Origin of the sequence: Limnohabitans sp. MMS-10A-178 (genome assembly GCF_003063375.1) — a bacterium.
Lineage (GTDB): Bacteria > Pseudomonadota > Gammaproteobacteria > Burkholderiales > Burkholderiaceae_C > Limnohabitans_A.
This window is the reverse complement of the sequence record NZ_NERY01000004.1, coordinates 31,996-52,190: the sequence shown is the minus strand read 5'-3', so window position 1 is coordinate 52,190 and position 20,195 is coordinate 31,996. Positions and strand designations below refer to the sequence as shown.

At 54.1% G+C, this 20,195-nt stretch carries 23 protein-coding genes; 12 read left to right on the top strand and 11 right to left on the bottom strand.

Annotated elements, in window-relative coordinates:
• Positions 1-36: 36 nt before the first annotated feature.
• The 3 genes from B9Z32_RS13435 to B9Z32_RS13425 form a co-directional block, all read right to left on the bottom strand.
• The gene (locus B9Z32_RS13435; protein WP_108421954.1) at positions 37-1,035 is read right to left on the bottom strand and encodes an MBL fold metallo-hydrolase; all 999 of its coding nucleotides are present in this window, start codon (positions 1,033-1,035) and stop codon (positions 37-39) included.
• 90 nt (positions 1,036-1,125) lie between these two features.
• Positions 1,126-1,755 carry a TetR/AcrR family transcriptional regulator gene (locus tag B9Z32_RS13430; protein WP_108421953.1) on the bottom strand — a complete coding sequence of 210 codons (630 nt, stop codon included), beginning with the start codon at positions 1,753-1,755 and terminating at the stop codon, positions 1,126-1,128.
• A 19-nt stretch (positions 1,756-1,774) separates the two neighbouring features.
• Entirely contained in the window at positions 1,775-2,362 is a 588-nt protein-coding gene (locus B9Z32_RS13425) for a 5-formyltetrahydrofolate cyclo-ligase (RefSeq protein WP_108421952.1), read from the bottom strand.
• Positions 2,363-2,371: 9 nt separating this feature from the next.
• Between B9Z32_RS13425 and B9Z32_RS13420 the strand changes: the two genes are divergently transcribed.
• A complete protein-coding gene (locus tag B9Z32_RS13420) occupies positions 2,372-4,375 on the top strand; it encodes a lytic transglycosylase domain-containing protein (protein WP_108421951.1) in 2,004 nt (667 codons plus the stop codon).
• A gap of 122 nt (positions 4,376-4,497) precedes the next feature.
• Here B9Z32_RS13420 and B9Z32_RS13415 read toward each other — a convergent pair whose 3' ends face one another.
• A complete protein-coding gene (locus B9Z32_RS13415) occupies positions 4,498-4,803 on the bottom strand; it encodes a polyhydroxyalkanoic acid system family protein (RefSeq protein ID WP_108421950.1) in 306 nt (101 codons plus the stop codon).
• 5 nt (positions 4,804-4,808) lie between these two features.
• Positions 4,809-6,869, bottom strand: coding sequence for a molybdopterin-dependent oxidoreductase (locus B9Z32_RS13410; RefSeq protein WP_108421949.1), 2,061 nt, complete (start codon positions 6,867-6,869; stop codon positions 4,809-4,811).
• A 120-nt stretch (positions 6,870-6,989) separates the two neighbouring features.
• Between B9Z32_RS13410 and B9Z32_RS13405 the strand changes: the two genes are divergently transcribed.
• From B9Z32_RS13405 to B9Z32_RS13390, 4 genes are all read left to right on the top strand, one after another.
• Positions 6,990-8,198, top strand: coding sequence for a M20 aminoacylase family protein (locus B9Z32_RS13405; RefSeq protein WP_108421948.1), 1,209 nt, complete (start codon positions 6,990-6,992; stop codon positions 8,196-8,198).
• Positions 8,199-8,292: 94 nt separating this feature from the next.
• Positions 8,293-9,255 (top strand): complex I NDUFA9 subunit family protein, encoded by a 963-nt coding sequence (locus tag B9Z32_RS13400; protein WP_108421947.1) that lies wholly within the window; start codon positions 8,293-8,295, stop codon positions 9,253-9,255.
• The gene (locus B9Z32_RS13395; RefSeq protein ID WP_108421946.1) at positions 9,252-9,935 is read left to right on the top strand and encodes a glutathione S-transferase family protein; all 684 of its coding nucleotides are present in this window, start codon (positions 9,252-9,254) and stop codon (positions 9,933-9,935) included. The genes B9Z32_RS13400 and B9Z32_RS13395 overlap by 4 nt, the downstream gene beginning before the upstream one ends.
• Positions 9,936-9,944: 9 nt before the next feature.
• Positions 9,945-11,222, top strand: a complete 1,278-nt coding sequence (locus tag B9Z32_RS13390; protein ID WP_108422068.1) for a multifunctional CCA addition/repair protein — start codon at positions 9,945-9,947, stop codon at positions 11,220-11,222.
• Positions 11,223-11,287: 65 nt separating this feature from the next.
• On the opposite strand, the gene infA is transcribed toward B9Z32_RS13390, so the two are convergent.
• The 4 genes from infA to B9Z32_RS13370 form a co-directional block, all read right to left on the bottom strand.
• Positions 11,288-11,554, bottom strand: a complete 267-nt coding sequence (infA, locus tag B9Z32_RS13385; RefSeq protein WP_055361682.1) for a translation initiation factor IF-1 — start codon at positions 11,552-11,554, stop codon at positions 11,288-11,290.
• A gap of 27 nt (positions 11,555-11,581) precedes the next feature.
• Positions 11,582-11,827 carry a hypothetical protein gene (locus tag B9Z32_RS13380; RefSeq protein WP_108421945.1) on the bottom strand — a complete coding sequence of 82 codons (246 nt, stop codon included), beginning with the start codon at positions 11,825-11,827 and terminating at the stop codon, positions 11,582-11,584.
• A 311-nt stretch (positions 11,828-12,138) separates the two neighbouring features.
• Positions 12,139-12,333 (bottom strand): DUF2905 domain-containing protein, encoded by a 195-nt coding sequence (locus B9Z32_RS13375; protein ID WP_108421944.1) that lies wholly within the window; start codon positions 12,331-12,333, stop codon positions 12,139-12,141.
• An 11-nt stretch (positions 12,334-12,344) separates the two neighbouring features.
• Entirely contained in the window at positions 12,345-13,493 is a 1,149-nt protein-coding gene (locus tag B9Z32_RS13370) for a class I SAM-dependent methyltransferase (protein ID WP_199220007.1), read from the bottom strand.
• 20 nt (positions 13,494-13,513) lie between these two features.
• Here B9Z32_RS13370 and B9Z32_RS13365 point away from each other — a divergent pair, with 20 nt between their 5' ends.
• Genes B9Z32_RS13365 through B9Z32_RS13345 form a run of 5 tightly spaced genes read left to right on the top strand, consistent with a single transcriptional unit; the run spans position 13,514 to position 17,028 of the window.
• Positions 13,514-14,317, top strand: a complete 804-nt coding sequence (locus tag B9Z32_RS13365) for an SDR family oxidoreductase (protein WP_108421942.1) — start codon at positions 13,514-13,516, stop codon at positions 14,315-14,317.
• 5 nt (positions 14,318-14,322) lie between these two features.
• A complete protein-coding gene (locus B9Z32_RS13360; protein WP_108421941.1) occupies positions 14,323-14,715 on the top strand; it encodes a dihydroneopterin aldolase in 393 nt (130 codons plus the stop codon).
• A gap of 4 nt (positions 14,716-14,719) precedes the next feature.
• Positions 14,720-15,682 (top strand): tRNA 2-thiocytidine(32) synthetase TtcA, encoded by a 963-nt coding sequence (gene ttcA / locus B9Z32_RS13355; protein ID WP_108422067.1) that lies wholly within the window; start codon positions 14,720-14,722, stop codon positions 15,680-15,682.
• 47 nt (positions 15,683-15,729) lie between these two features.
• Positions 15,730-16,389, top strand: coding sequence for a DUF4136 domain-containing protein (locus B9Z32_RS13350; RefSeq protein ID WP_146179499.1), 660 nt, complete (start codon positions 15,730-15,732; stop codon positions 16,387-16,389).
• The gene (locus B9Z32_RS13345) at positions 16,390-17,028 is read left to right on the top strand and encodes a histidine phosphatase family protein (RefSeq protein ID WP_108421939.1); all 639 of its coding nucleotides are present in this window, start codon (positions 16,390-16,392) and stop codon (positions 17,026-17,028) included. It begins immediately after the preceding gene.
• 20 nt (positions 17,029-17,048) lie between these two features.
• Here B9Z32_RS13345 and ruvB read toward each other — a convergent pair whose 3' ends face one another.
• Both ruvB and ruvA read right to left on the bottom strand, forming a co-directional pair.
• Positions 17,049-18,098 carry a Holliday junction branch migration DNA helicase RuvB gene (ruvB, locus tag B9Z32_RS13340; RefSeq protein ID WP_108421938.1) on the bottom strand — a complete coding sequence of 350 codons (1,050 nt, stop codon included), beginning with the start codon at positions 18,096-18,098 and terminating at the stop codon, positions 17,049-17,051.
• Positions 18,099-18,107: 9 nt separating this feature from the next.
• On the bottom strand, positions 18,108-18,680 hold the full coding sequence (gene ruvA / locus B9Z32_RS13335) for a Holliday junction branch migration protein RuvA (protein ID WP_108421937.1): 573 nt from the start codon (positions 18,678-18,680) through the stop codon (positions 18,108-18,110).
• Positions 18,681-18,743: 63 nt separating this feature from the next.
• Here ruvA and B9Z32_RS13330 point away from each other — a divergent pair, with 63 nt between their 5' ends.
• Together B9Z32_RS13330 and ybeY are read left to right on the top strand one after the other, a co-directional pair.
• Positions 18,744-19,700, top strand: a complete 957-nt coding sequence (locus B9Z32_RS13330; RefSeq protein ID WP_108422066.1) for a PhoH family protein — start codon at positions 18,744-18,746, stop codon at positions 19,698-19,700.
• Positions 19,701-19,718: 18 nt separating this feature from the next.
• Complete coding sequence (ybeY, locus tag B9Z32_RS13325; protein WP_108421936.1) at positions 19,719-20,171, top strand: rRNA maturation RNase YbeY; 453 nt, start codon at positions 19,719-19,721, stop codon at positions 20,169-20,171.
• Positions 20,172-20,195 lie beyond the last annotated feature (24 nt).

Below are 20,195 nucleotides of genomic sequence, written 5' to 3'. Positions count from 1 at the left end.
GATTGGAAATTAATGTTGATCTGACCCCATTTGTTTTCAGTCCTGGAGGGCTTTCCACATGTCGATGTCGCGCTCTGCGGTCCAGATGCGGGGGTTTTTGATGCCGGAGGCTTCGTCGTAAGCGCGGGTCACATCAAAGGGCAAGCAGTGTTCGTAGATGAACACATGACCAAACACAGGGTCCATGCTTTTGCGGGTGTGGGCCATGGCGGCTTTCAAATCCATCTTGCCCGCAACAGCTTCTTTGCCTGCATTGAACAATGTTTCCACCCAGCGCTTGGTGTAGTCCAAGGCCTTGTTCACATTGGCTTGGCCCTTCATGGCCTCACCACGGCCTGGCACGATGGCTTCGGCTTTTAAGGCGCGTAAGGCCTCTAAGGTGGCTGGCCACTCTTCGAGTTGCGCATCGCCGGTGTACACACCCGCTTCGTATTCCACCAAATCGCCGGAGAACAAAACTTTTTCTTCTTCCACCCAAGCAATGGTGTCACCGCGCGTGTGGCCATAACCTGGGCTCCAGATTTGGACTTTCACGCCGCCTAAATCGATTACCAATTTGCCAGGCACTTCACCCTTGGTGGCATCACCGCCGCCAATCACCATGGTGGGCCATGTGAGGCCAGGCACTTCTTCAGCACCGCGGAACAAACGAGGAAAGCGCTCCATTTCGCTCTTCATGTCTTGCGCGCCGCGCTCCACGATGAGCTCGTAGGTGCCTTGGCTGGCAATCACTTCTGTGGCGCCCTCAGCCGCATAAGCACTGGCACCCAGAACGCGCACAGCGTGATAGTGCGTGAGCAACACATACTTGATGGGCTTGTCGCTAATGGTTCGAATTTGCTTGATCAAATCACGCGCCATGCTGGGTGTGGCCGTGGCATCGCTCACCATGATGAACTTGTCACCAATGATCACGCCCGAGTTGGGATCACCCTCAGCCGTGTAAGCCCAGCAGTGCTTGCTAAGCTGCTCAAACTTGATGACCTTGTCTGCTAGGTCGGCTTGCGATGCAAATGCTTTGGTAGGTTGGTTCATGTTTCTTCTCCGGTGATAAATTAATTTAATTGGGGTCAGATCAAGATTAATTTGATTGATCAAATTAATCTTGATCTGACCCCAATTAAATTAATTCAAACCCTTCTCCAGAAGGGCAATGACTTCATCCGCGAAGGCCACATACGAGATGGGGCCGCCGGGGCGAAGCCAGGTAAAGGTCCAGTTGATCATACCGAACAACATCATGGTGATGGCGGTTTGATTAGAGGCGTTCAAGCGATTGGGATAGGCACGGCGCAAAGCACGTGTGACGGCGGCCACCACATCGCGTTGGCGATTCAAAATGAGTTCGCGCGGCGAAATTGCGGGCGAACCCAAATGTTCATCGGGTACATCACTCAAAAATTGCGTGTCGTTGAGCAAGGCCACATGGCGCGTGGCCGAACTTTCGTACTCCTGCAAAAACGCGCGAATGAGCTCATGCAATGCAGCACGGTCGTCCAAATTGCGACGCTGGGCAGTAGCGTCGGTTAAGGCAATCAGGGACAACAAACGCTGCGTGTAACGATCCATGAGGTCAAACAAAATGGCCTCTTTGCTATCGTAATAGTGATACAGCCGCGCCTTGGACGTGCCACACGCCGTGGCAATTTCATTCATGCTGGCAGCGGGGTAGCTGCGATCGGCAAAGCACTGCGCCGCAATGTCCAAAATGGCATCGCGCTTGATGTCGTGCGTGGCGGATTTCGGTCTTGCCATAAAACTACTTTAAAAGACGTTAGCCCACGGGCCAAACCGCACCATTGTCATTCAAGATGGCATCTAGCGGCACGTCGTGGGGCTCGGGTTCAAAATCGTCTACATAGGCGTTGGTAAAACCCAGCCCCACTGTGAAGGGCTTGGGCTGCAAAGAGGCCAAAGTGCGATCGTAAAAACCACCGCCATAACCCAAGCGATACCCCCCTGCGGTGTAACCCACGCAAGGTACAAACAACAAAGTAGGCACAATGACTTCGGTGTCCTTGGGTTTGGGAATGCCATATGCATCCTCTTCCATGGGACACCCGGGGTACCACGCATGGAAGGTGAGGGTTTTGTTCACTTTGTCCACCACGGGCAAGCCAATGCGGCGCAATTGCGCCTCCCCTGTGAGCTCGCCATCTTCTTTCCAACGGTGCAGCGCGGGCAAAGGATCAAACTCGCCTTTGATGGGCCAATACGCACCAATGACCAGCTCGGGGCGGCCAAACAACCAAATGCGCATCACGCGCTGAAGGGCATCAATCCGTTGTTGGCGATCTGCCATATTGAGGCGGGCGTTCAACAAGTCTTGGCGAATTTGTTTTTTGGCTTCTGATTTGTCCATAATCGACCTATGCAATTCACACAGATTTTGACATCGCTTGGGGCTTCCGTCCTCATTTTGTCCCTCATGAGCCCTGCCGTGGGCCAAACAAATGCCACAAACAAGGCAGATGAGGTCATTTTGGACATGAATCAGGCCTTTAAAAAGAACGACAAAGGCCAACTGACAAGGCTCCTGCCCAGAGCCAAAGGCCACACCTTAGAACCCTGGGCCGCTTATTGGGAGCTCAGGGTGAGGCTAGACCAAGCCAGTGACTCAGAAATTCAACAATTTTTGTCGCAATACGCTGGCACCTATGCCGAAGACCGTTTGCGCAACGACTGGTTGTTGCAGTTGGGCCGGCAAGGCGAGTGGTCCACCTTCGCACAAGAGTACCCCCGTTTTCGCATGAACGACGATCGAGAGGTGCGCTGCTACGCTTTAGCCAACGAGCCGCTCCTTTCCAAGCCAGAAACACCCGCCGAACTCAAGCGACTTTGGTATGCCTTCAGAGACACCGAAGATGGCTGCACTTACACGGCAGACAAACTGCACGACCTGAAAAGAATTGACTCCTTGGATGTCTGGCGCAAAGCCCGCTTGGCCATGGACAGCAACCGTCCCCGTGTAGCCCAACTGGCCCTCAACATTGAATCGAGTGAGATGGGCAAACAGGCCATCTTGATTCATGCCGAACCCCAAAAATATTTGGACAAGCACATTTTGGCCATTACCAAAAGGCGCAAAGAACTCGCGGTCTTGGCCCTCATTCGCGTGGCCAATGCCGACCCCGACAAGGCCGCACAGCTGATCGAAAAAAAATGGGGTCTGATGCTCACCAAAGAAGAGCACAACTGGGTTTGGGCAGTCATTGGCAAACAAGCTGCGCAAAAACTCCAAGACAACGCACACAGCTACTTCAACAAAGTTTCACGCAACCAAGACTTGAACGACGACTTGCTCATTTGGAAAACGCGTGCTGCTTTGAGAAACGGTGATTGGAAAGCGGTGATCTCTGCCGTCGATGCCATGGACAACGCCAAGCAAGACCCTACCTGGATTTATTGGAAAGCCAGAGGTCAGTTGGCTGCCAGCGCGGGCACCACGTCCGCCGCCACAGACCCAGTGCGCACAGAAGCCACCGCAGCGCTTCAAAGCATTGCGGGCGTCAAAGGCTTCTACGAACAACTGGCCATGGAAGAACTTGGCCAAGCCATTACAGTACCCGCCAAACCAGCAGCTCTAACGCAGCCAGAAAAGACAGCGGCCGCCCAAAACGCAGGCCTTCAACGCGCCCTAACGGCTTTGAGCTTAGGCCTCAGATCAGAAGGCAACAGGGAGTGGAACTACACCACCAACCTGCACACCCCGGGCGGCATGAGTGAGCGCGAGTTGTTGGCCGCTGCAGACTTCGCTTGCAGCAAGCAAGTGTGGGACCGCTGCATCAACACCAGCGACCGCACCAAAACACAAATTGATTTTGACCAACGGTTTCCCATGCCCCTCAAAGAAACCGTGCTTCGAAAATCAAAGGATGTGCAACTCGATCCTGCTTATGTTTACGGTTTGATCAGGCAAGAAAGCCGCTTCATCATGGACGCCAGATCGGTGGTGGGCGCATCAGGCTTGATGCAGGTCATGCCAGCCACCGCCAAATGGACAGCCAAGAAAATTGGCCTGACAAATTTCCAGCCCCAACAAATCAACGATCAAGAAATTAATGTGGCCATCGGCACCGGCTACCTCAAGTTGGTTCTCGATGAGTTTGACGGCTCGATGCCCTTGGCCGCAGCCGCCTACAACGCTGGCCCCAGCCGATCACGCAACTGGCGCAAAGGACCCGTTTTGGAAGCCGCTATTTGGGCCGAAAACATTCCCTTCACCGAAACCCGCGACTACGTGAAAAAGGTTTTGTCCAACACCACCAATTACGCCGCCATCATCACTGGGCAGCCTCAATCTTTGAAGGCCAGACTAGGCACTGTAGGACCTCGCAATGCGCAGGCCCGTGAGGAAAATACAGATCTTCCTTAAAAAATAAATGGGGTCAAATAAATGGGGTCAGATCAACATTAATTTACTTAGCGCATAGGCCTCTTTGAGTCACAGAAAATTAATGTTGATCTGACCCCATTTATTTGACCCCATTTATTTTTTCAAGCCAACAGTTTGTCTAAATTGCCAGTGATTTTTTCTTCGATTTTGTCTTTGAAAGACGCCATCAAAAAACCGAGCTCGAGCTTCATGGTAAGTTGAGTCGCAGTCACTTCTAAATAGCCCGAAGCGCCAGCGCGTTCGAAGTTCAGGCGGTCTTGCAACTCACCCTGTTCATTGGTTTCGTTGGCCACATACGTGCAGTCCATGCCCCAATCGTCTTGCGCTTCTTGTTGCCACTTTGCGGCAATGGTTCGGGCTTTTTCCATGCCCAAGGTGTGCGCGCGTTGAATCAAAATTTCGGCCATTTTGTTTAAGCTTTCTGGAGGAGTGCCACTTCAACTTGGCAATCGTAAAACACAGGTGCTCGACCTAAATCGGTGAGCAACTGACTGGTGACTTCATTCACGTTGGTGCCATTCAAGCCCATTTTGCGCCACCAAATGCCCAGGCCATTGACCACGCCGGGTCTGGCGCGCACACTCACATCGGCTTTGCAGTGGTATTCGCCGCGGTCGTTGAACACCTTGACGGTATCTCCCGTAGAAATTCCACGCGCTGCAGCATCTATCAAACTGATTTCCACCAAAGGCTCTTTTTCGATGGCGCGCAAACTTTCCACATTGACAAAAGTGGAGTTCAAAAAATTTCGCGCAGGCGGCGAAATCATGGCCAAGGGATAGCGATCGCCTGCAGCTGGCACTTCATAATTTGGAATGTGATTTGGCAAGGGGTCTAGGCCCTGCGCTGCCAAACGCTCGCTCACAAATTCGCAACGACCCGACGGCGTCGGAAAGGCGCCTTGCGCAAAGGGTGCATCGGGCACATTCAAAGCCACAAAACCATGTGCCAACAACGCTTCAAAATCAATTTCTGAGCCTACGGCTGTGCGGCACAGGCTTAGGTCGTCTTCACTGAAACAAGGCTCGTTAAAACCCATGGCCTTGGCCAGCAGTCTAAAAATTTCGCTGTTCGATTTGGCCTCGCCCACGGGCTCAATGGCGGGTCGGTTGAGCAACACATCGGTGTGGCCATAACTGCCCTGCACATCCCAGTGTTCCATCTGTGTGGTGGCTGGCAACACGTAGTCGGCATAGTCGGCCGTATCGGTTTGAAAATGCTCCATGACCACCGTGAACAAGTCTTCGCGCGCAAAACCTTTTGCCACCATGCTCGACTGCGGCGCCACGGCCAATGGGTTGCTGTTGTAGACCAACAGAGCCTTCACTTGCGGGCCCCAAGTTGCGTTGCCCGGGTTGTTCAAGTCATTGCCAATGGTCGACATGTTCAACATGCGAGGACGGCGCGCGCCCAATAAATCGGGGCGATGCAAATCTTGTTTGTTCACTTTGAAATTGCTCGAACTGCTGAGCAACAAGCCGCCGGCTCGGTCGCGCCAAGCACCGGTTAAAGCGGGCAAGCACGCAATGGCGCGCACGGCATTGGCGCCGCCTTTCACACGTTGCATGCCATAGTTCAAACGAATGGCGGCTTTAGGCGTGGTGCCCCAGTCTTTGGCCAAGGCGCGAATTTGTTCTGCCTCAATGCCACACACTTCTGCGGCCCGCTCCAAGGTCCAGGTCATGGCACGTTCGCGCAATGCATCCCAGCCCAATGTGTATTGCTCAATGTAGTCGGCATCGAGCCAATTGTTGACCACCAACTCGCGCATGATGGCCAGGGCCAAGGCAGCATCGGTGCCCGGTTTGATGGGCAGGTGCACATGGCATTTTTCAGCGGTTTCGCTGTGGCGGGGGTCGATGCAAATCAGCTTGGCGCCCTGGCGCTTGGCTTCTTGGGCACGCCGCCAAAAGTGCACATTGCTGGAAATCGAGTTGCTGCCCCAAATCACAATCAAATTGGACTCCGAGAAGAACTCAGTCTGCATGCCAAACTTGCCGCCCAGCGTGTAAACCAGGCCCTCACCTCCGGCAGACGCACAAATGGTGCGGTCTAGCAAAGAGGCGCCCAGTTTGTGGAAAAACCGCGATGCCATGGCCTCCCCCTGAACCCAGCCCATGGTGCCAGCATAGCTGTAGGGCAAGATGGCCTCGGCTTGGTCGGCCGCCACCACTTTGAGTTTGGCTGCAATGTCGGCAATGGCCTCTTCCCAAGTTACGCGCACAAATTGCCCTGAGCCCTTGGGGCCGGAGCGTTTCAAGGGAAACATAAGGCGCTCGGGGCTGTAAGTTCGCTCGGTGTAGCGCGACACTTTGGTGCACAACACCCCTTGGGTGTGCTTGTGATCGGGGTTGCCCTGCACCTTCACGGCGCGGCCGTTTTCCACCGTGGTGAGCAAGGCACAGGTATCGGGGCAGTCGTGCGGACACAAACCACGCACCACGGCATTTTTTTCAAACACAGTATTTGTCATGGCTTCATTCTAAGAGGGACAATTTAAGAGGGACATTTTTGGGGATAACCCTAAAGCCAAATGTCCCCCAAGTGCAAAAGGGGTGTAGCGCAATGGCACGAGTCTCGCTAGACTGTTGTTATGAAAATCATCGACTCCATCCTCACAGACGCGGCCAGCATTGCGGCCATTCGCAAAGACATCCATGCGCACCCCGAGCTGTGCTTCAAAGAAGTTCGCACCGCCGATGTGGTGGCCAAGCAGCTCACAGACTGGGGCATCCCCATTCACCGCGGCATGGGCACCACCGGTGTCGTTGGCATTGTGCACGGCCGAGATGGCGGCGCATGCGGCCGAGGAATAGGCCTCAGAGCCGATATTGACGCCTTGCCCATGCAAGAGTTCAACACCTTTGCGCATGCCAGCAAGCACGCCGGCAAGATGCACGCTTGCGGCCACGATGGCCACACCGCCATGCTTTTGGCGGCTGCCAAGCACTTCTCCAAAAACCGCGACTTCGATGGCACCGTGTACCTCATTTTCCAACCTGCCGAAGAAGGCGGTGGTGGTGCGCGTGAAATGATCAAAGACGGCATGTTTGAAAAATTCCCCATGCAGGCCGTGTTTGGCATGCACAACTGGCCAGGCGCCCAGGTGGGCACCTTTGCTGTCAGCCCTGGCCCTGTTATGGCGTCCAGCAACGAATTTAAAATTACCATTCGCGGCAAAGGCAGCCATGCAGCGCTGCCCCACAATGGCGTCGACCCTGTGCCCGTGGCTTGCCAACTGGTTCAGGCTTTCCAAACCATCATCACCCGCAACAAAAAACCAGTCGATGCTGGCGTTATTTCGGTCACCATGATCAACGCAGGCGAAGCCACCAACGTGGTGCCCGACTTCTGCGTCATTCAAGGCACTGTGCGCACGTTCAGCATTGAAGTGCTCGACCTCATTGAGTCGCGCATGAAGCAAATTACAGAAAACCTGTGTGCGGCTTTCGATGCCAAGCCCGAGTTCCATTTCAACCGCAACTACCCACCTACCATCAACAGCGCAGCCGAGGCCAACTTTGCCCGCAAAGTGATGGAAGGCATTGTGGGCAAAGACAATGTGATGACGCAAGAGCCCACCATGGGCGCTGAAGACTTCTCGTTCATGTTGCAAGCCAAACCCGGCGCTTATTGCTTCATTGCCAATGGCGATGGCTCGCACCGCGAAATGGGTCATGGCGCAGGCCCTTGCATGTTGCACAACCCCAGCTACGACTTCAACGACGACCTCATTCCCTTGGGCGGCACCTATTGGGTTGAGTTGGCCACACAATGGCTGGCCAACCCCACGCAAATATAATTTTGCAGCGCGCAGTTTTGTAGCCGTATGAAGCCCTTTGGGGCTTTATTCGGCGCGATGGCGATGCTCAAGTTTTAGCCATTCAAGGATTGTCATGACTCTTTCAACAAAACGCGTATTGATTCTGGGCGGCACTGGTTTTGTGGGCCGGCATGTGTGTGAAAAGCTTCACCGTATCGGCTGCAACATCACTGTCATCACGCGGCGCGCCAAGCAAGCCAGCGCCATCCAAAGTTTGCCGCATGTTACGGTGCTTGAGGGCGATGTGTACAACCCATCATTCCTCACCCATCAGATGGCGCAACATGATGTGGTGATTAACCTCATTGCCATTTTGCATGGCTCTGAAGCGGCCTTTGAAATGGCCCATGTGCAGTTGGCGCAAATCATCGCCAAAGCCTGTCAGGCCAGTGGTGCACGCCGTCTCATTCACATCAGTGCTTTGGGCGCCAGCCTCAACGGGCCATCGCACTACCAACGCAGCAAAGCGCGCGGCGAGGAGGTTCTCAAGCAAGCAGGGCTTGAACTCACTGTGCTTCAGCCCAGCGTCATTTTTGGAACCGAAGACAAATTTTTAAACCTGTTTGCCAAGCTGCAACAACTGACCCCCGTGGTGCCTTTGGCGGGCGCCAGCACACGCTTCCAAGCGGTGTGGGTGGAGGATGTGGCCAGCGCCGTTGCGCATTGTGTGTTGCATGCAGACACCGCTGGCAAAACCTATGAGCTTTGTGGGCCAGAAGTTTTCACGCTGCAGCAATTGGTTCAAAAGTCTGGCCAGTGGGCTGGCATCAGACAAGGCAAAGGCCGTTGGGTATTTGGCATTCCGCGCACCCTTGCTTGGGTTCAAGCATTTCTCATGGAGTTGGCGCCAGGTCAGCCCCTCATGAGCCGCGACAATCTCGACTCCATGAAGGTAGATAACGTGGCCTCGGGTCAAGCGCTGGGCTTGCAAGACTTGGGTATTCAAGCGGCAGCGGTGAGCAGCATTGCGCCCACCTACTTGGGGCAACAAGATCCTTGTACTAAACTGAACGCATTGCGCGCCAAAGGACGTTGATGAAGCTCTACATTGCCAACAAAAATTATTCTTCTTGGTCAATGCGCCCTTGGGTCATGCTCAAGCAAGCGGGCATTGATTTTGAAGAAGTCATGGTGCGCTTTGATGGGTTTGATGCGCAGTCTAGGTTCAAGCAAACCTTGAAAGACATCAACCCTGTGGGCAAAGTGCCCGTGTTGGTTGATGGCGACCTGGCCGTCTGGGACACACTGTCTATTGCTGAGTACGCTGCCGAAAAATTTCCCGACAAACAACTCTGGCCTGCCAAAGTGGCCGACCGCGCCAGAGCCCGCAGCATCTGCGCCGAAATGCACAGCGGCTTTGCCGGCATTCGAAGCGCTTGCCCCATGAACATTGATGCCTATCTCCCTGAGATTGGTGCACTTGCGCTGCGCGACAAAGAGGCCGTGCGCCAAGATTTAAAGCGCATCGACAGTTTGTTTTCTTCGCTGCTTCAAGCCCACAAGGGCCCCATGCTCTTTGGCGAGTTCAGCATTCCCGATGCTTACTTTGCGCCCGTGGTCATGCGCATCAAAACCTATGCCTTGCCCGTCTCCAAAGAGACGCAGGCCTACATCGATCGTTTGTGCGCCATGCCTGGTGTCAAGGCTTGGATTGACGACGCTTTGGCAGAAAATGACTTCATTGATTTTGAAGAACCCTTTCGCACTAAGCCTTGAATGCCTAGCTTGCAAATCTTCAGCGTTGGCGGTGCCATACGCGACGCCCTTTTAAACCAATCGGTCAAAGACAAAGACTGGGTGGTGGTTGGGGGCACGCCAGAAGAAATGTCCAAGCGGGGCTACACCACAGTAGGCAAAGACTTTCCCGTTTTTTTGCATCCCTCATCGCGCGAAGAATATGCGCTGGCCCGCACCGAACGCAAAACTGCGCCAGGCTACAAAGGCTTTACGGTGCATGCCTCGCCCGAAGTGACTCTTGAAGAAGACTTGGCAAGGCGTGACCTCACCATCAACGCCATGGCCTTGCCAGAACAGTACACCCAGGCATTCTTTGAAGCCTCTGAAGCAGAGATTGGCCAGCTCTTTGAACATCACGCCATCGACCCCTATCAAGGTCTGCAAGATCTGAAAAACAAAACACTGCGGCACGTTACAAGCGCCTTTCGCGAAGACCCTGTGCGCATCTTGCGCGTGGCTCGCTTTGCGGCTCGTTTTCCAGATTTTCAAGTGGCCCCAGAAACCATGCAGCTCATGCAAGACATGGTGCAAGCAGGCGAAGTTGAACACTTGGTGCCCGAGCGTGTTTGGCAAGAATTGGCCAAAGGTCTCATGACACCCAAGCCCTCGCGCATGTTTGAAGTGCTCAAAGAGTGTGGCGCTTTGAAGGTTTTATTGCCAGAAGTTCAGCGACTTTGGGGCGTGCCACAACGCGCTGAATACCATCCAGAAATAGACACGGGTATTCACCTCATGATGGTGCTAGACATGAGCGCCAAGCTCAATGCCTCGCTGCCCGTGCGCGTAGCTTGCCTCATGCACGACTTGGGCAAAGGCACCACAACCAAAGAGGAGTGGCCGCGGCACATTGCCCACGAACAACGCAGTGTCAAATTGCTTCTGCAAGTGTGTGAGCGACTTCGCATTCCCGTTGAATGCAAAGAGTTGTCTGAGGTGGTGGCGCGTGAACATGGCAACATTCACCGCAGCCAAGATTTGAATCCTGCAGCCCTCTTGCGCTTGTTGGAAAGGTGCGACGCCATTCGAAAACCTGAGCGCATGACCGACATTTTGCTGGCTTGTGAGTGCGATGCAAGGGGTCGAAAGGGATTTGAGAATCAGGCCTATGAGCCAAGCACCAAGTTGCAAGAAGTTCTGAAGGCAGCTTTGTCTGTGGCCACTGCTGGCATTGCCGAGCAGGCGCAAAAACAGGGCCTCTCGGGCCCTGCTGTTGGCGAAAAAATACATGAAGCCAGAGTGGCGGCCATTGCCTTGATGAAGACCTAAAGCCTAGGGACTAGGGACTAGGGCTTAGTTTAGGGCTTAGGCGCACCACAGTGCGGCACCTACCCTTAACGTGAAGGGGTGCGAGGCGTGCGAGGCGCTGCCGGTGGGCGGCCTGCCAAGTGACGGAAGCTGATACGGCCTTTGGTGAGGTCGTAGGGTGACAACTCAAGGGTGACGCGGTCGCCCGCCAAAATGCGAATGTGATTCTTGCGCATCTTGCCTGCTGAGTAAGCGATCAACTGGTGCCCGTTGTCCAAGGTCACACGAAAACGTGTGTCAGGTAAAACCTCGTTCACAACGCCCATCTGTTCGATCAAATCTTCTTTCGCCATTTTTTCCTTTCAAGTTCTCAGGGTGGCTTAGTGGGCCTGCGTGGTTGAACGCACCCAATCTAAACCTTGTGCCAGCGCGAAGCTGGCTGCAGCATCGCGGGTGGCGAAGTCGTTGGTAAAACACATCACCCTGTCGGTACTGGCACTGCCACGCCCGCTGGCCACCGACACCTGCGCCGCAAAGCGGCCACAGGGCAATGCACGCGGACAAGCGGCAATGCGGTATTTTCCCACGGTGACGGGGTTATTTTCAAAAGTAATCGTATGAATCATCTAATAAGCTAAAAAATTGGTGTGTACAGAGCAACACATTGGATACGAGCCAGCGCTGGTGCGCGCTTGCAATTGGATCCAAATGGCCAGGTTCTGAACACTGAAAAAGGGGGAAGCGTGAAATCAAACCCACCCGTATTTGGGGGTGCGCCGCTCTTCTGTAAGGGAATAAATTTGAAAATTTAGGAAAAATTCTCAAAAATTCAGACAACTTGCAGGAACTGCGCTTGTTGTGACCGCCCATAATTTAGTTTAAGCGTTTGGTCACAAGCCCGAACTGTAACACAAATGTTTTAAAAGAAGCCTTTTATTTACAACAACTTGGTCAACAGGCTCAACACAAAACTCAGCAACAAGGTGCTGGTGAAGGGGATGTACCACTCTCTGCCAAAAAGTTTGAAGTGAAAGTCGCCAGGCAATTTACCCAAGCCCATTTTTTCCATCCACGGCCTCACCCAGCTGATCAACAACAGCGCCAAAAAAACCACAATGAGCCAGCGCATCATAAACAAAGGCCTTAAAGCTTGTGGCTGCGGTCGCCCGCGGCAAAACCTTGGGCTTGCCAAAGCGTGGGCGTGGGCATGGCCGTTTGCGTGTACATGTGCGTAGCAAATCCAATCACCTTGAACAGCTCACCCATTTCGTGCTCGCTGATGAGTTTCATGGCCTGCGCCCGCTCGGCCAAGGGAGAATCGGCCATTCTTTCGGCCAAACCCAAGTTCAATAAAAAGCGGGATTGGCTGGTGTAGCCCAAAACCTGCAAGCCTGCGTCTTGGCCGGCCAGAGCAATGCCCGTGAAATTCACATGCGCGGTAATGTCCTTCAAGCCCACGGCCTCTAGCGGGTTGGGGTCGGCCTTGTGCGCCTGATGGCACATCACGGTGCCCATGTGCCGCTCTGGATGAAAATACTCCGACTCTGGAAAGCCGTAATCCAGAAAGAACGCTGCGCCGCCCTTCTCGCTGGCCAACATGCGCTCTGCCAAGCTGGCGACAAAGGCCTCTGCTTGCGGCTGAATTTCGGTCAAATAATCGTGTTCACCTGCTGGCTCCATAGGGGGGCGAAGCGCGGTCGGTCGATCTTGCCAAGCCAAACCTGCTGCGTTGTCAGAATGCACCACACCCCTTTCGTGCCACTGGCCTTGAATGCGGTGGAGCAACTTCACAGGCATGGCATCGAGCACTTCATTGCCCACCACCACGCCCTGCAAGCTGTCGGGCCATTGGTTCAACCACTGAACTAGATGCCCCCATTCGGCCAATTTGGCTTGCTGCCTGGCCTTCAAGGTGCTGGACAAGTCCATGATGTTGTAGCGCTTCAGGGGGCACCCCAAGCGCTTGAGTTCACTCAGCAACTGGTGCGCCAAAGCACCACTGCCTGCGCCAAATTCCCACACTTCGTCGGTGCCGGTGGCACTCAAAGCTTCTGCCACTTGCTGGGCCAAGGTGGCCCCAAACAAGGCCGACAACTCGGGTGCCGTCACAAAATCGCTGCCCGACTGGGGCATGCTGCCAAACTTGGGCTGCTGATTGGCGTAATAGCCCAAACCGGGTTCATACAGGGCCAGCGCCATGAACTGATCAAACGGCAACCAGCCTTCGGCCGCCAAAATGGCCTTGTGCACCCGCGCCAACATGGCGGTCGTTAAACTATGTGGTTCTGTCATCACCCCCAGATTGTCTCCGAATGTCGGCTCCTCTTTCTTCTGCCCCCCGCACGGCCCTGGTCACAGGTGCCGGCAAGCGCTTGGGCCGTGAAATTGCTTTGGGCTTGGCCAAAGCGGGATGGCGTGTAGCGGTGCACTACCGAAGCTCTGAATCGGAGGCGCTTCAAACGGCCCAAGATTGTTTGGCACTGAATGCAGCCAATCAATCAATAGACCCGCATCACTTTATTTTTCAAGCCGATTTGGCCGATGAAGTGGCCACGCGCCAACTGTTGCCGCGCGTGGTGCAGCAATTGGGTCAAGTCGATGCGGTGGTCAACAGCGCCGCTTTGTTTGAACACGACGATGTGCAAACCTTTAGCTACGCCAACATGGCCGCGCATTGGGCCAGCAACACAGGTGCGGCCATTGTGTTGGCGCAGGCACTGCATCAACATTGCCAGGCCAGTGGTGCGCAATCCGCCGAATCGGTGGTGATCAACATGCTCGATCAAAAGTTGTGGAACCCCAACCCCGATTTTTTGAGTTACACATTGTCCAAAGCCGCTTTGGAGTCAGCCAATACATTGCTGGCTCAAGCATTGGCCCCCTTGGTTCGGGTGGTGGGCGTCGCGCCTGGCCTCACTCTCACTAGCCACATGTTGGACGACGACAAATTTAAACAACTCCACAAGCTCAGCCCCTTGGGCCGCTCCTCATCGGTTGAGGATGTGGTGAGCACTGTGGTGTTTGCCATGCACAACCGCGCCATCACAGGCACCACTTTGTTGGTCGATGGCGGACAGCACTTGATGAAATTCGAGCGCGATTTTTCTTTGATGTGAGAGCCATGACCGCCACGCCTAATCCCACAGCGGCCACCTCTGGCATGCAAACACTCACGCTCACTGGCTTGCGCTTTGATGCCAACTTAGGCATTTTGGAGCACGAGAAAACTGCGCCGCAACCCATTCAAGTGGATGCCGAACTCAATTTGGGCCCACAACCTTTGCTGCCTCGCGATGACGACATCAGCAATGTGCTTGACTATCGCAAGGTGCGCAAAATCATCATCGATGAATGCACTGCCGAGCACGTCAATTTGCTCGAAAGCCTCATTGGCAAACTGTCTCACCGCCTCATGCAACTGCATGGCGTCAAAGGTGTTCGCGTGAAGATTGCCAAGTTAGAAATTTTTGAAGACTGCGAAGTTGCCATTCGCATGGAAACAGGACAATGGTGAAACCATGAATGCACCCACCCACAATGCTTGGTTAGAAAGCGTGGCCGATGAAGCCGAAGATCAGGCCGCCCAGAAAGCCAAGGCCGTCAAAATTGAACGTGAAGTGCACAAGTTAGAAAAGCGCTTGTGCCGCCAGGTGGGTCAGGCCATCAGCGAATTCAATATGATTGAAGAAGGCGACCGCATCATGGTCTGCATGTCGGGTGGCAAAGACAGTTACGGCATGCTCGACATTTTGCTCAAAATGAAACAGCGTGCGCCTGTTGATTTCGAGTTAATCGCGGTCAACTTGGACCAAAAGCAGCCGGGCTTTCCTGCCGAAATTTTGCCCACCTATTTGAAAAACATGGGCATCCCGTTTCACATTGAAACACAAGACACCTACTCCATCGTGAAGGACAAAATTCCCGAAGGCAAAACCATGTGCAGTTTGTGCAGTCGTTTGCGCCGAGGTATTTTGTACAAAGTGGCGGGCCAACTCAAATGCAACAAATTGGCGCTGGGTCATCACCGCGATGACATGCTGCAAACGTTTTTCCTGAATATGTTTTTTGGTGGCAAGCTCAAAGGCATGCCGCCCAAACTCTTAAGCGACAACGGCGAATTCATGGTCATTCGACCCTTGGCCCATGTGGCCGAAGCCGACCTGTCGCGCTGGGCCGAGCACCGCCAGTTCCCCATCATTCCATGCACTTTGTGCGGCAGCCAACAAAACCTGCAGCGCGTGCAAATTGGCAACATGATTCGCGAATGGCAAAAGAAATTTCCAGGCCGCATTGAAAACATGTTTTCAGCTTTGCAAAATGTGGTGCCCTCGCATTTAATGGATGCCAACTTGCACGATTTTAAAAATCTCAAAATCACAGGTTTGCCAAGCGATGAAGGCGACAAAGCATTTGACGAAGAGAGTTTTGAAGCGCCCAATGTGATGGCCAGCTTGCAAGGTGTGCAAGTGGTCCAACTTTAATTCTGACCATAGCCTTTTTGTTCAACCTCAAAATGAAAGTGCAAACCATGTCACGTCATTTCAAGTTATGGACGCTCTGCCTTGCCACATTGTGCGTGGCATTTCTCTCTGGCTGCAGCACAGTTCGCGTCATAGAAAGTCAGGTTCAAACCAATGCGCAGTGGCTACCGCAAAATCCTGCGCCCGCCAAAGCTCAATTTAGACTGGAGCGACTGCCCGCCGACGTCAACAACATGCAAGCCGGATGGGCCGAAAATGAACTTGTGACTGCGCTAGCCCCCTTGGGTTGGACCCGCAACGACGTTGATGCGCAGTACAGCGTTTGGATTGGTGTGCGCACTGCCGAATTCATCACTGACACTTGGGGTCGTCCTGTGCGGGGGCCATGGATCAATCATGTGTACATTCGCGGAGGCACCGGTTATCGCCCGCGAGGTGTTAGTACTGGTGTTGGTTGGTCTTTGATGACACCGGTCTACCCTGGCATGCGGCATGGCTTTCCGCCTACTGTGAGCTATGCCCAAGAAGTGAGCATCATCATTCGCGATCTCTCCACCAGCCAAGTGGTGTACCAAACCAAGGCCACACACGATGGACCTTGGTCCGATCATGCCAATATTTTGCGCACCATGATTTCTGCAGCGCTGCAGGGATTCCCCAGTCCCAGCACCGTCAAAAGGCGCGTTGACATTCCCATTTCTAGATAAATGCAAGCAACCCGTATTCTGGCCATTCGACATGGCGAAACCGCTTGGAACGTAGACACTCGCATTCAAGGCCACCTCGACATCCCCCTCAACGCCAAAGGAATGTGGCAAGCCGAACAACTGGCCAAAACCTTGGCTGCGCAAGATCCCTTGCATGCGGTGTACTCCAGCGACCTTCAGCGAGCACACCAAACAGCCACAGCGGTGGCAGTTCAGCAAGGCCTTGAAGCCATCAGCCACCCTGGTCTGCGCGAGCGCTGCTTTGGCGCGTTTGAAGGCAAAACCTTTGCCGAAATTGAACAAGACTTGCCTGAAGATTCTATGAAGTGGCGCAAACGCGATCCGCATTGGGCACCGCCCAATGGCGGTGAATCGTTGGTCATGCTTGAACAACGCATTCGTCAAACATTGAACGAGTTGGCAGCCAAGCACATGGGCCAGCACATTGCATTGTTTGCACACGGCGGCGTAATGGACATCTTGTACCGCATTGCCACGCAGCAAGATTTGCAAGCGCCGCGTACATGGTCACTCACCAACACCGCCATCAACCGTTTGTTGTGGACACCCGAGAGCGTCACCTTGGTGGGCTGGGCAGACACGTCGCATTTGGGCGAAGAGTCTCGCGACGAATACTGAAGCGCTGCGGTTCAGCTTGGTTATTCGTGTGTCAAAGTTTTAGGCGGTGTGACGCCCAAATGACGATAAGCTGCCAAGGTTGCGGTTCTACCGCGGGGCGTGCGTTGCAAGAAACCCTGCTGAATAAGGTAAGGCTCAATCACATCTTCAATGGTGTCGCGCTCTTCGCCTATGCTGGCCGCAATGTTGTCTAGCCCCACTGGGCCACCATCAAAACGGTGAATGACAGCTTCCAATAATTTGCGGTCCATCAGGTCAAAGCCTTCGGGGTCGACATCAAGCATGGCCAACGCGCGTTTGGCAATGTCGTGCGTGATGTGGCCCACGCCTTTGACGTCGGCGTAGTCGCGTACACGTCTGAGCAATCGGTTGGCAATGCGCGGTGTACCGCGTGAGCGCTTGGCAATTTCTTGGCCGCCCTCTGCATCCATGGGCGCTTTGAGCAAGCTGGCACTGCGCGTGACGATGCGCGCCAATTCTTCAGGGGTGTAAAACTCTAAGCGCGACACAATGCCAAAGCGGTCGCGCAGTGGGTTAGTGAGCATGCCCGCGCGCGTGGTGGCGCCCACCAAAGTGAAGGGCTGCAAATCGAGCTTGATGCTGCGCGCCGCGGGGCCTTCACCAATCATGATGTCAATTTGGTAGTCCTCTAATGCGGGGTACAAAATTTCTTCCACCACGGGCGACAAGCGGTGAATTTCGTCGATGAACAAAACATCGTTCTTTTCCAAATTGGTAAGCAGTGCTGCCAAGTCCTTGGGTTTTTCAAGCACGGGGCCACTGGTTTGACGCAGGTTGACGCCCAGCTCTGCCGCAATGATGTGGCTCAAGGTTGTCTTGCCCAAACCCGGTGGGCCAAACAGCAGCACGTGGTCTAAAGGTTCACCGCGCATTTTGGCCGCGCCAATGAAAATTTCGAGTTGCTCGCGCACCTTGGCTTGGCCCACATAGTCGTCTAGCAACTTGGGGCGCAAGGCGCGCTCAATGGCCTCTTCCTGAGGTGTCTCGGGTTTGGCATCCACCATGCGCGCGGGTGGTGGGGTTCCAAAGTCGTCGGTTTGAATGCTCATGTTGTCAGTTTATTTGGCCAAGGCCTTGAGTGCCATTTTGATGCCATCGCTTACGCCCACATCGGGGGGCAAAGATTTCAAGGCCAAAGCGGCTTCCTTGTCACTGTAGCCCAAAGCCACCAGCGCTTGCAAAATATCGTTGGCGTGATCGTGCGATGCACTGCCCGTGATCACCAAATCTGCGCCCAACTTGCCCTTGAGCTCCAGCAGCAAACGCTCGGCAGTTTTTTTGCCAATGCCCGGCACCTTGACCAAACGGCCGGCTTCTTGTTGGGTAATGGCCTGCGCCAAATCGGCCACGCCCATGCCCGACAGCACACTCAAAGCGGTGCGTGGGCCCACGCCAGAAATTTTGATCAATTGCCTGAAGGCAGCGCGCTCTTCTGCCGTGGCAAAGCCATACAGCAGCTGCGCGTCTTCTCGAACCACAAAATGCGTGAGCAGTTTCACTTTTTCGCCCAAGGCGGGCAGGTTGTAAAAGGTGCTCATGGGCACACTCACCTCATAGCCCACGCCATGACAATCCACCAGCACTTCGGGTGGGTTTTTGTCGATCAAAGTGCCTGTTAATTGACCAATCATGGCGTGCCGTTCTTCTTCATCAGATAAGTGCCTATCATTAGGGGGTACGAGGAGATTATCAGCTTGATTGTCAGACACAACTTCACGCCGCACAACAATACCCGCATGACGCATCTTTGCGGCCCTATGGACGCCCATTTGCGCACCATTGAGGCGGGGCTGCAGGTCAAAATTGCCCATCGGCACGAACAGTTCAAAATTGACGGCCCCAAGGCACGGGCTAATCAAGCCCTGGAATTGCTGCAGGCGCTGTATGAAATGGCCGACCGGCCCATCAAAGAAGATTCCCTGCAGCTCATGATGACCGGCGACCCCGAAGTAGCAAACAATCCCGACGCCGCCACTCTTTTAACGCGCCGTGCCGATCTGAAAGCACGCACCCCCGTACAGACCTTGTACATCGACAACATGGCCACGCACGACATTACCTTTGGCATTGGGCCCGCTGGTACGGGCAAAACTTATTTGGCGGTGGCCAGTGCGGTGGATGCTTTGGAGCGCGCTAGCGTGCAGCGCATTGTTTTAACCCGTCCTGCGGTAGAAGCTGGCGAGCGATTGGGCTTTTTGCCGGGCGATTTGTCGCAAAAGGTCGACCCCTATTTGCGTCCTCTGTACGACGCACTTTACGACCTCATGGGCTATGACAAAGTGCAAAAAGCCTTTGAGCGCAACGCCATTGAAATTGCGCCTTTGGCTTTCATGCGCGGACGTACTTTGAACAACGCCTTTGTCATTTTGGACGAAGCCCAAAACACCACGCCAGAGCAAATGAAAATGTTCCTCACGCGCATTGGCTTTGGCGCCAAGGCGGTGGTCACGGGGGATGTGAGTCAAATCGATTTGCCCAAAGGGCAGCTCAGTGGTTTGATTGATGCTGAGAGGGTGTTAAGGCGCGTGAAGGGCATTGCTATGACGCGCTTTAGCAGTGCAGACGTGGTGCGCCATCCTTTGGTAGCGCGCATTGTGGATGCTTATGATGCGCAACGGACTACGGTGCGCAGTCGATCGATTGATGCTTGAGATTCACGCATAAATCTTATGGCACTTCCTACGCTTAACCTGTCTTTGCAATTTGGACATATTGCGCAAGCTGCGCGCCATCGCACCGCCTTGCCTCGTCACAAAGTAGCCCGTTGGATTCGACACAGCTTGGCCGCTGATGGCGAAATCACGGTGCGCATTGTGGACGCCGAAGAAGGCCAACGTTTGAATCGTGAGTTTCGCAAGAAAGATTACGCCACCAACGTGCTCACGTTTGATTACATGCAATCGCCTGTGGTAATGGCTGACTTGGTGTTGTGTGCACCGGTGGTGGCGCAAGAGGCGCGTGACCAGGGCAAAACTCTGCAGGCGCACTATGCGCATTTGCTGGTGCATGGCACGTTGCATGCGCAAGGCTGGGATCATGAAACCAGTGAGGCCGATGCCGAGGCCATGGAGGCGCATGAAATTGAGATCATGCAAAGGCTTGGGTTTAAGAACCCGTATTGATTTGAGGCTTCAATGCATTTGCTG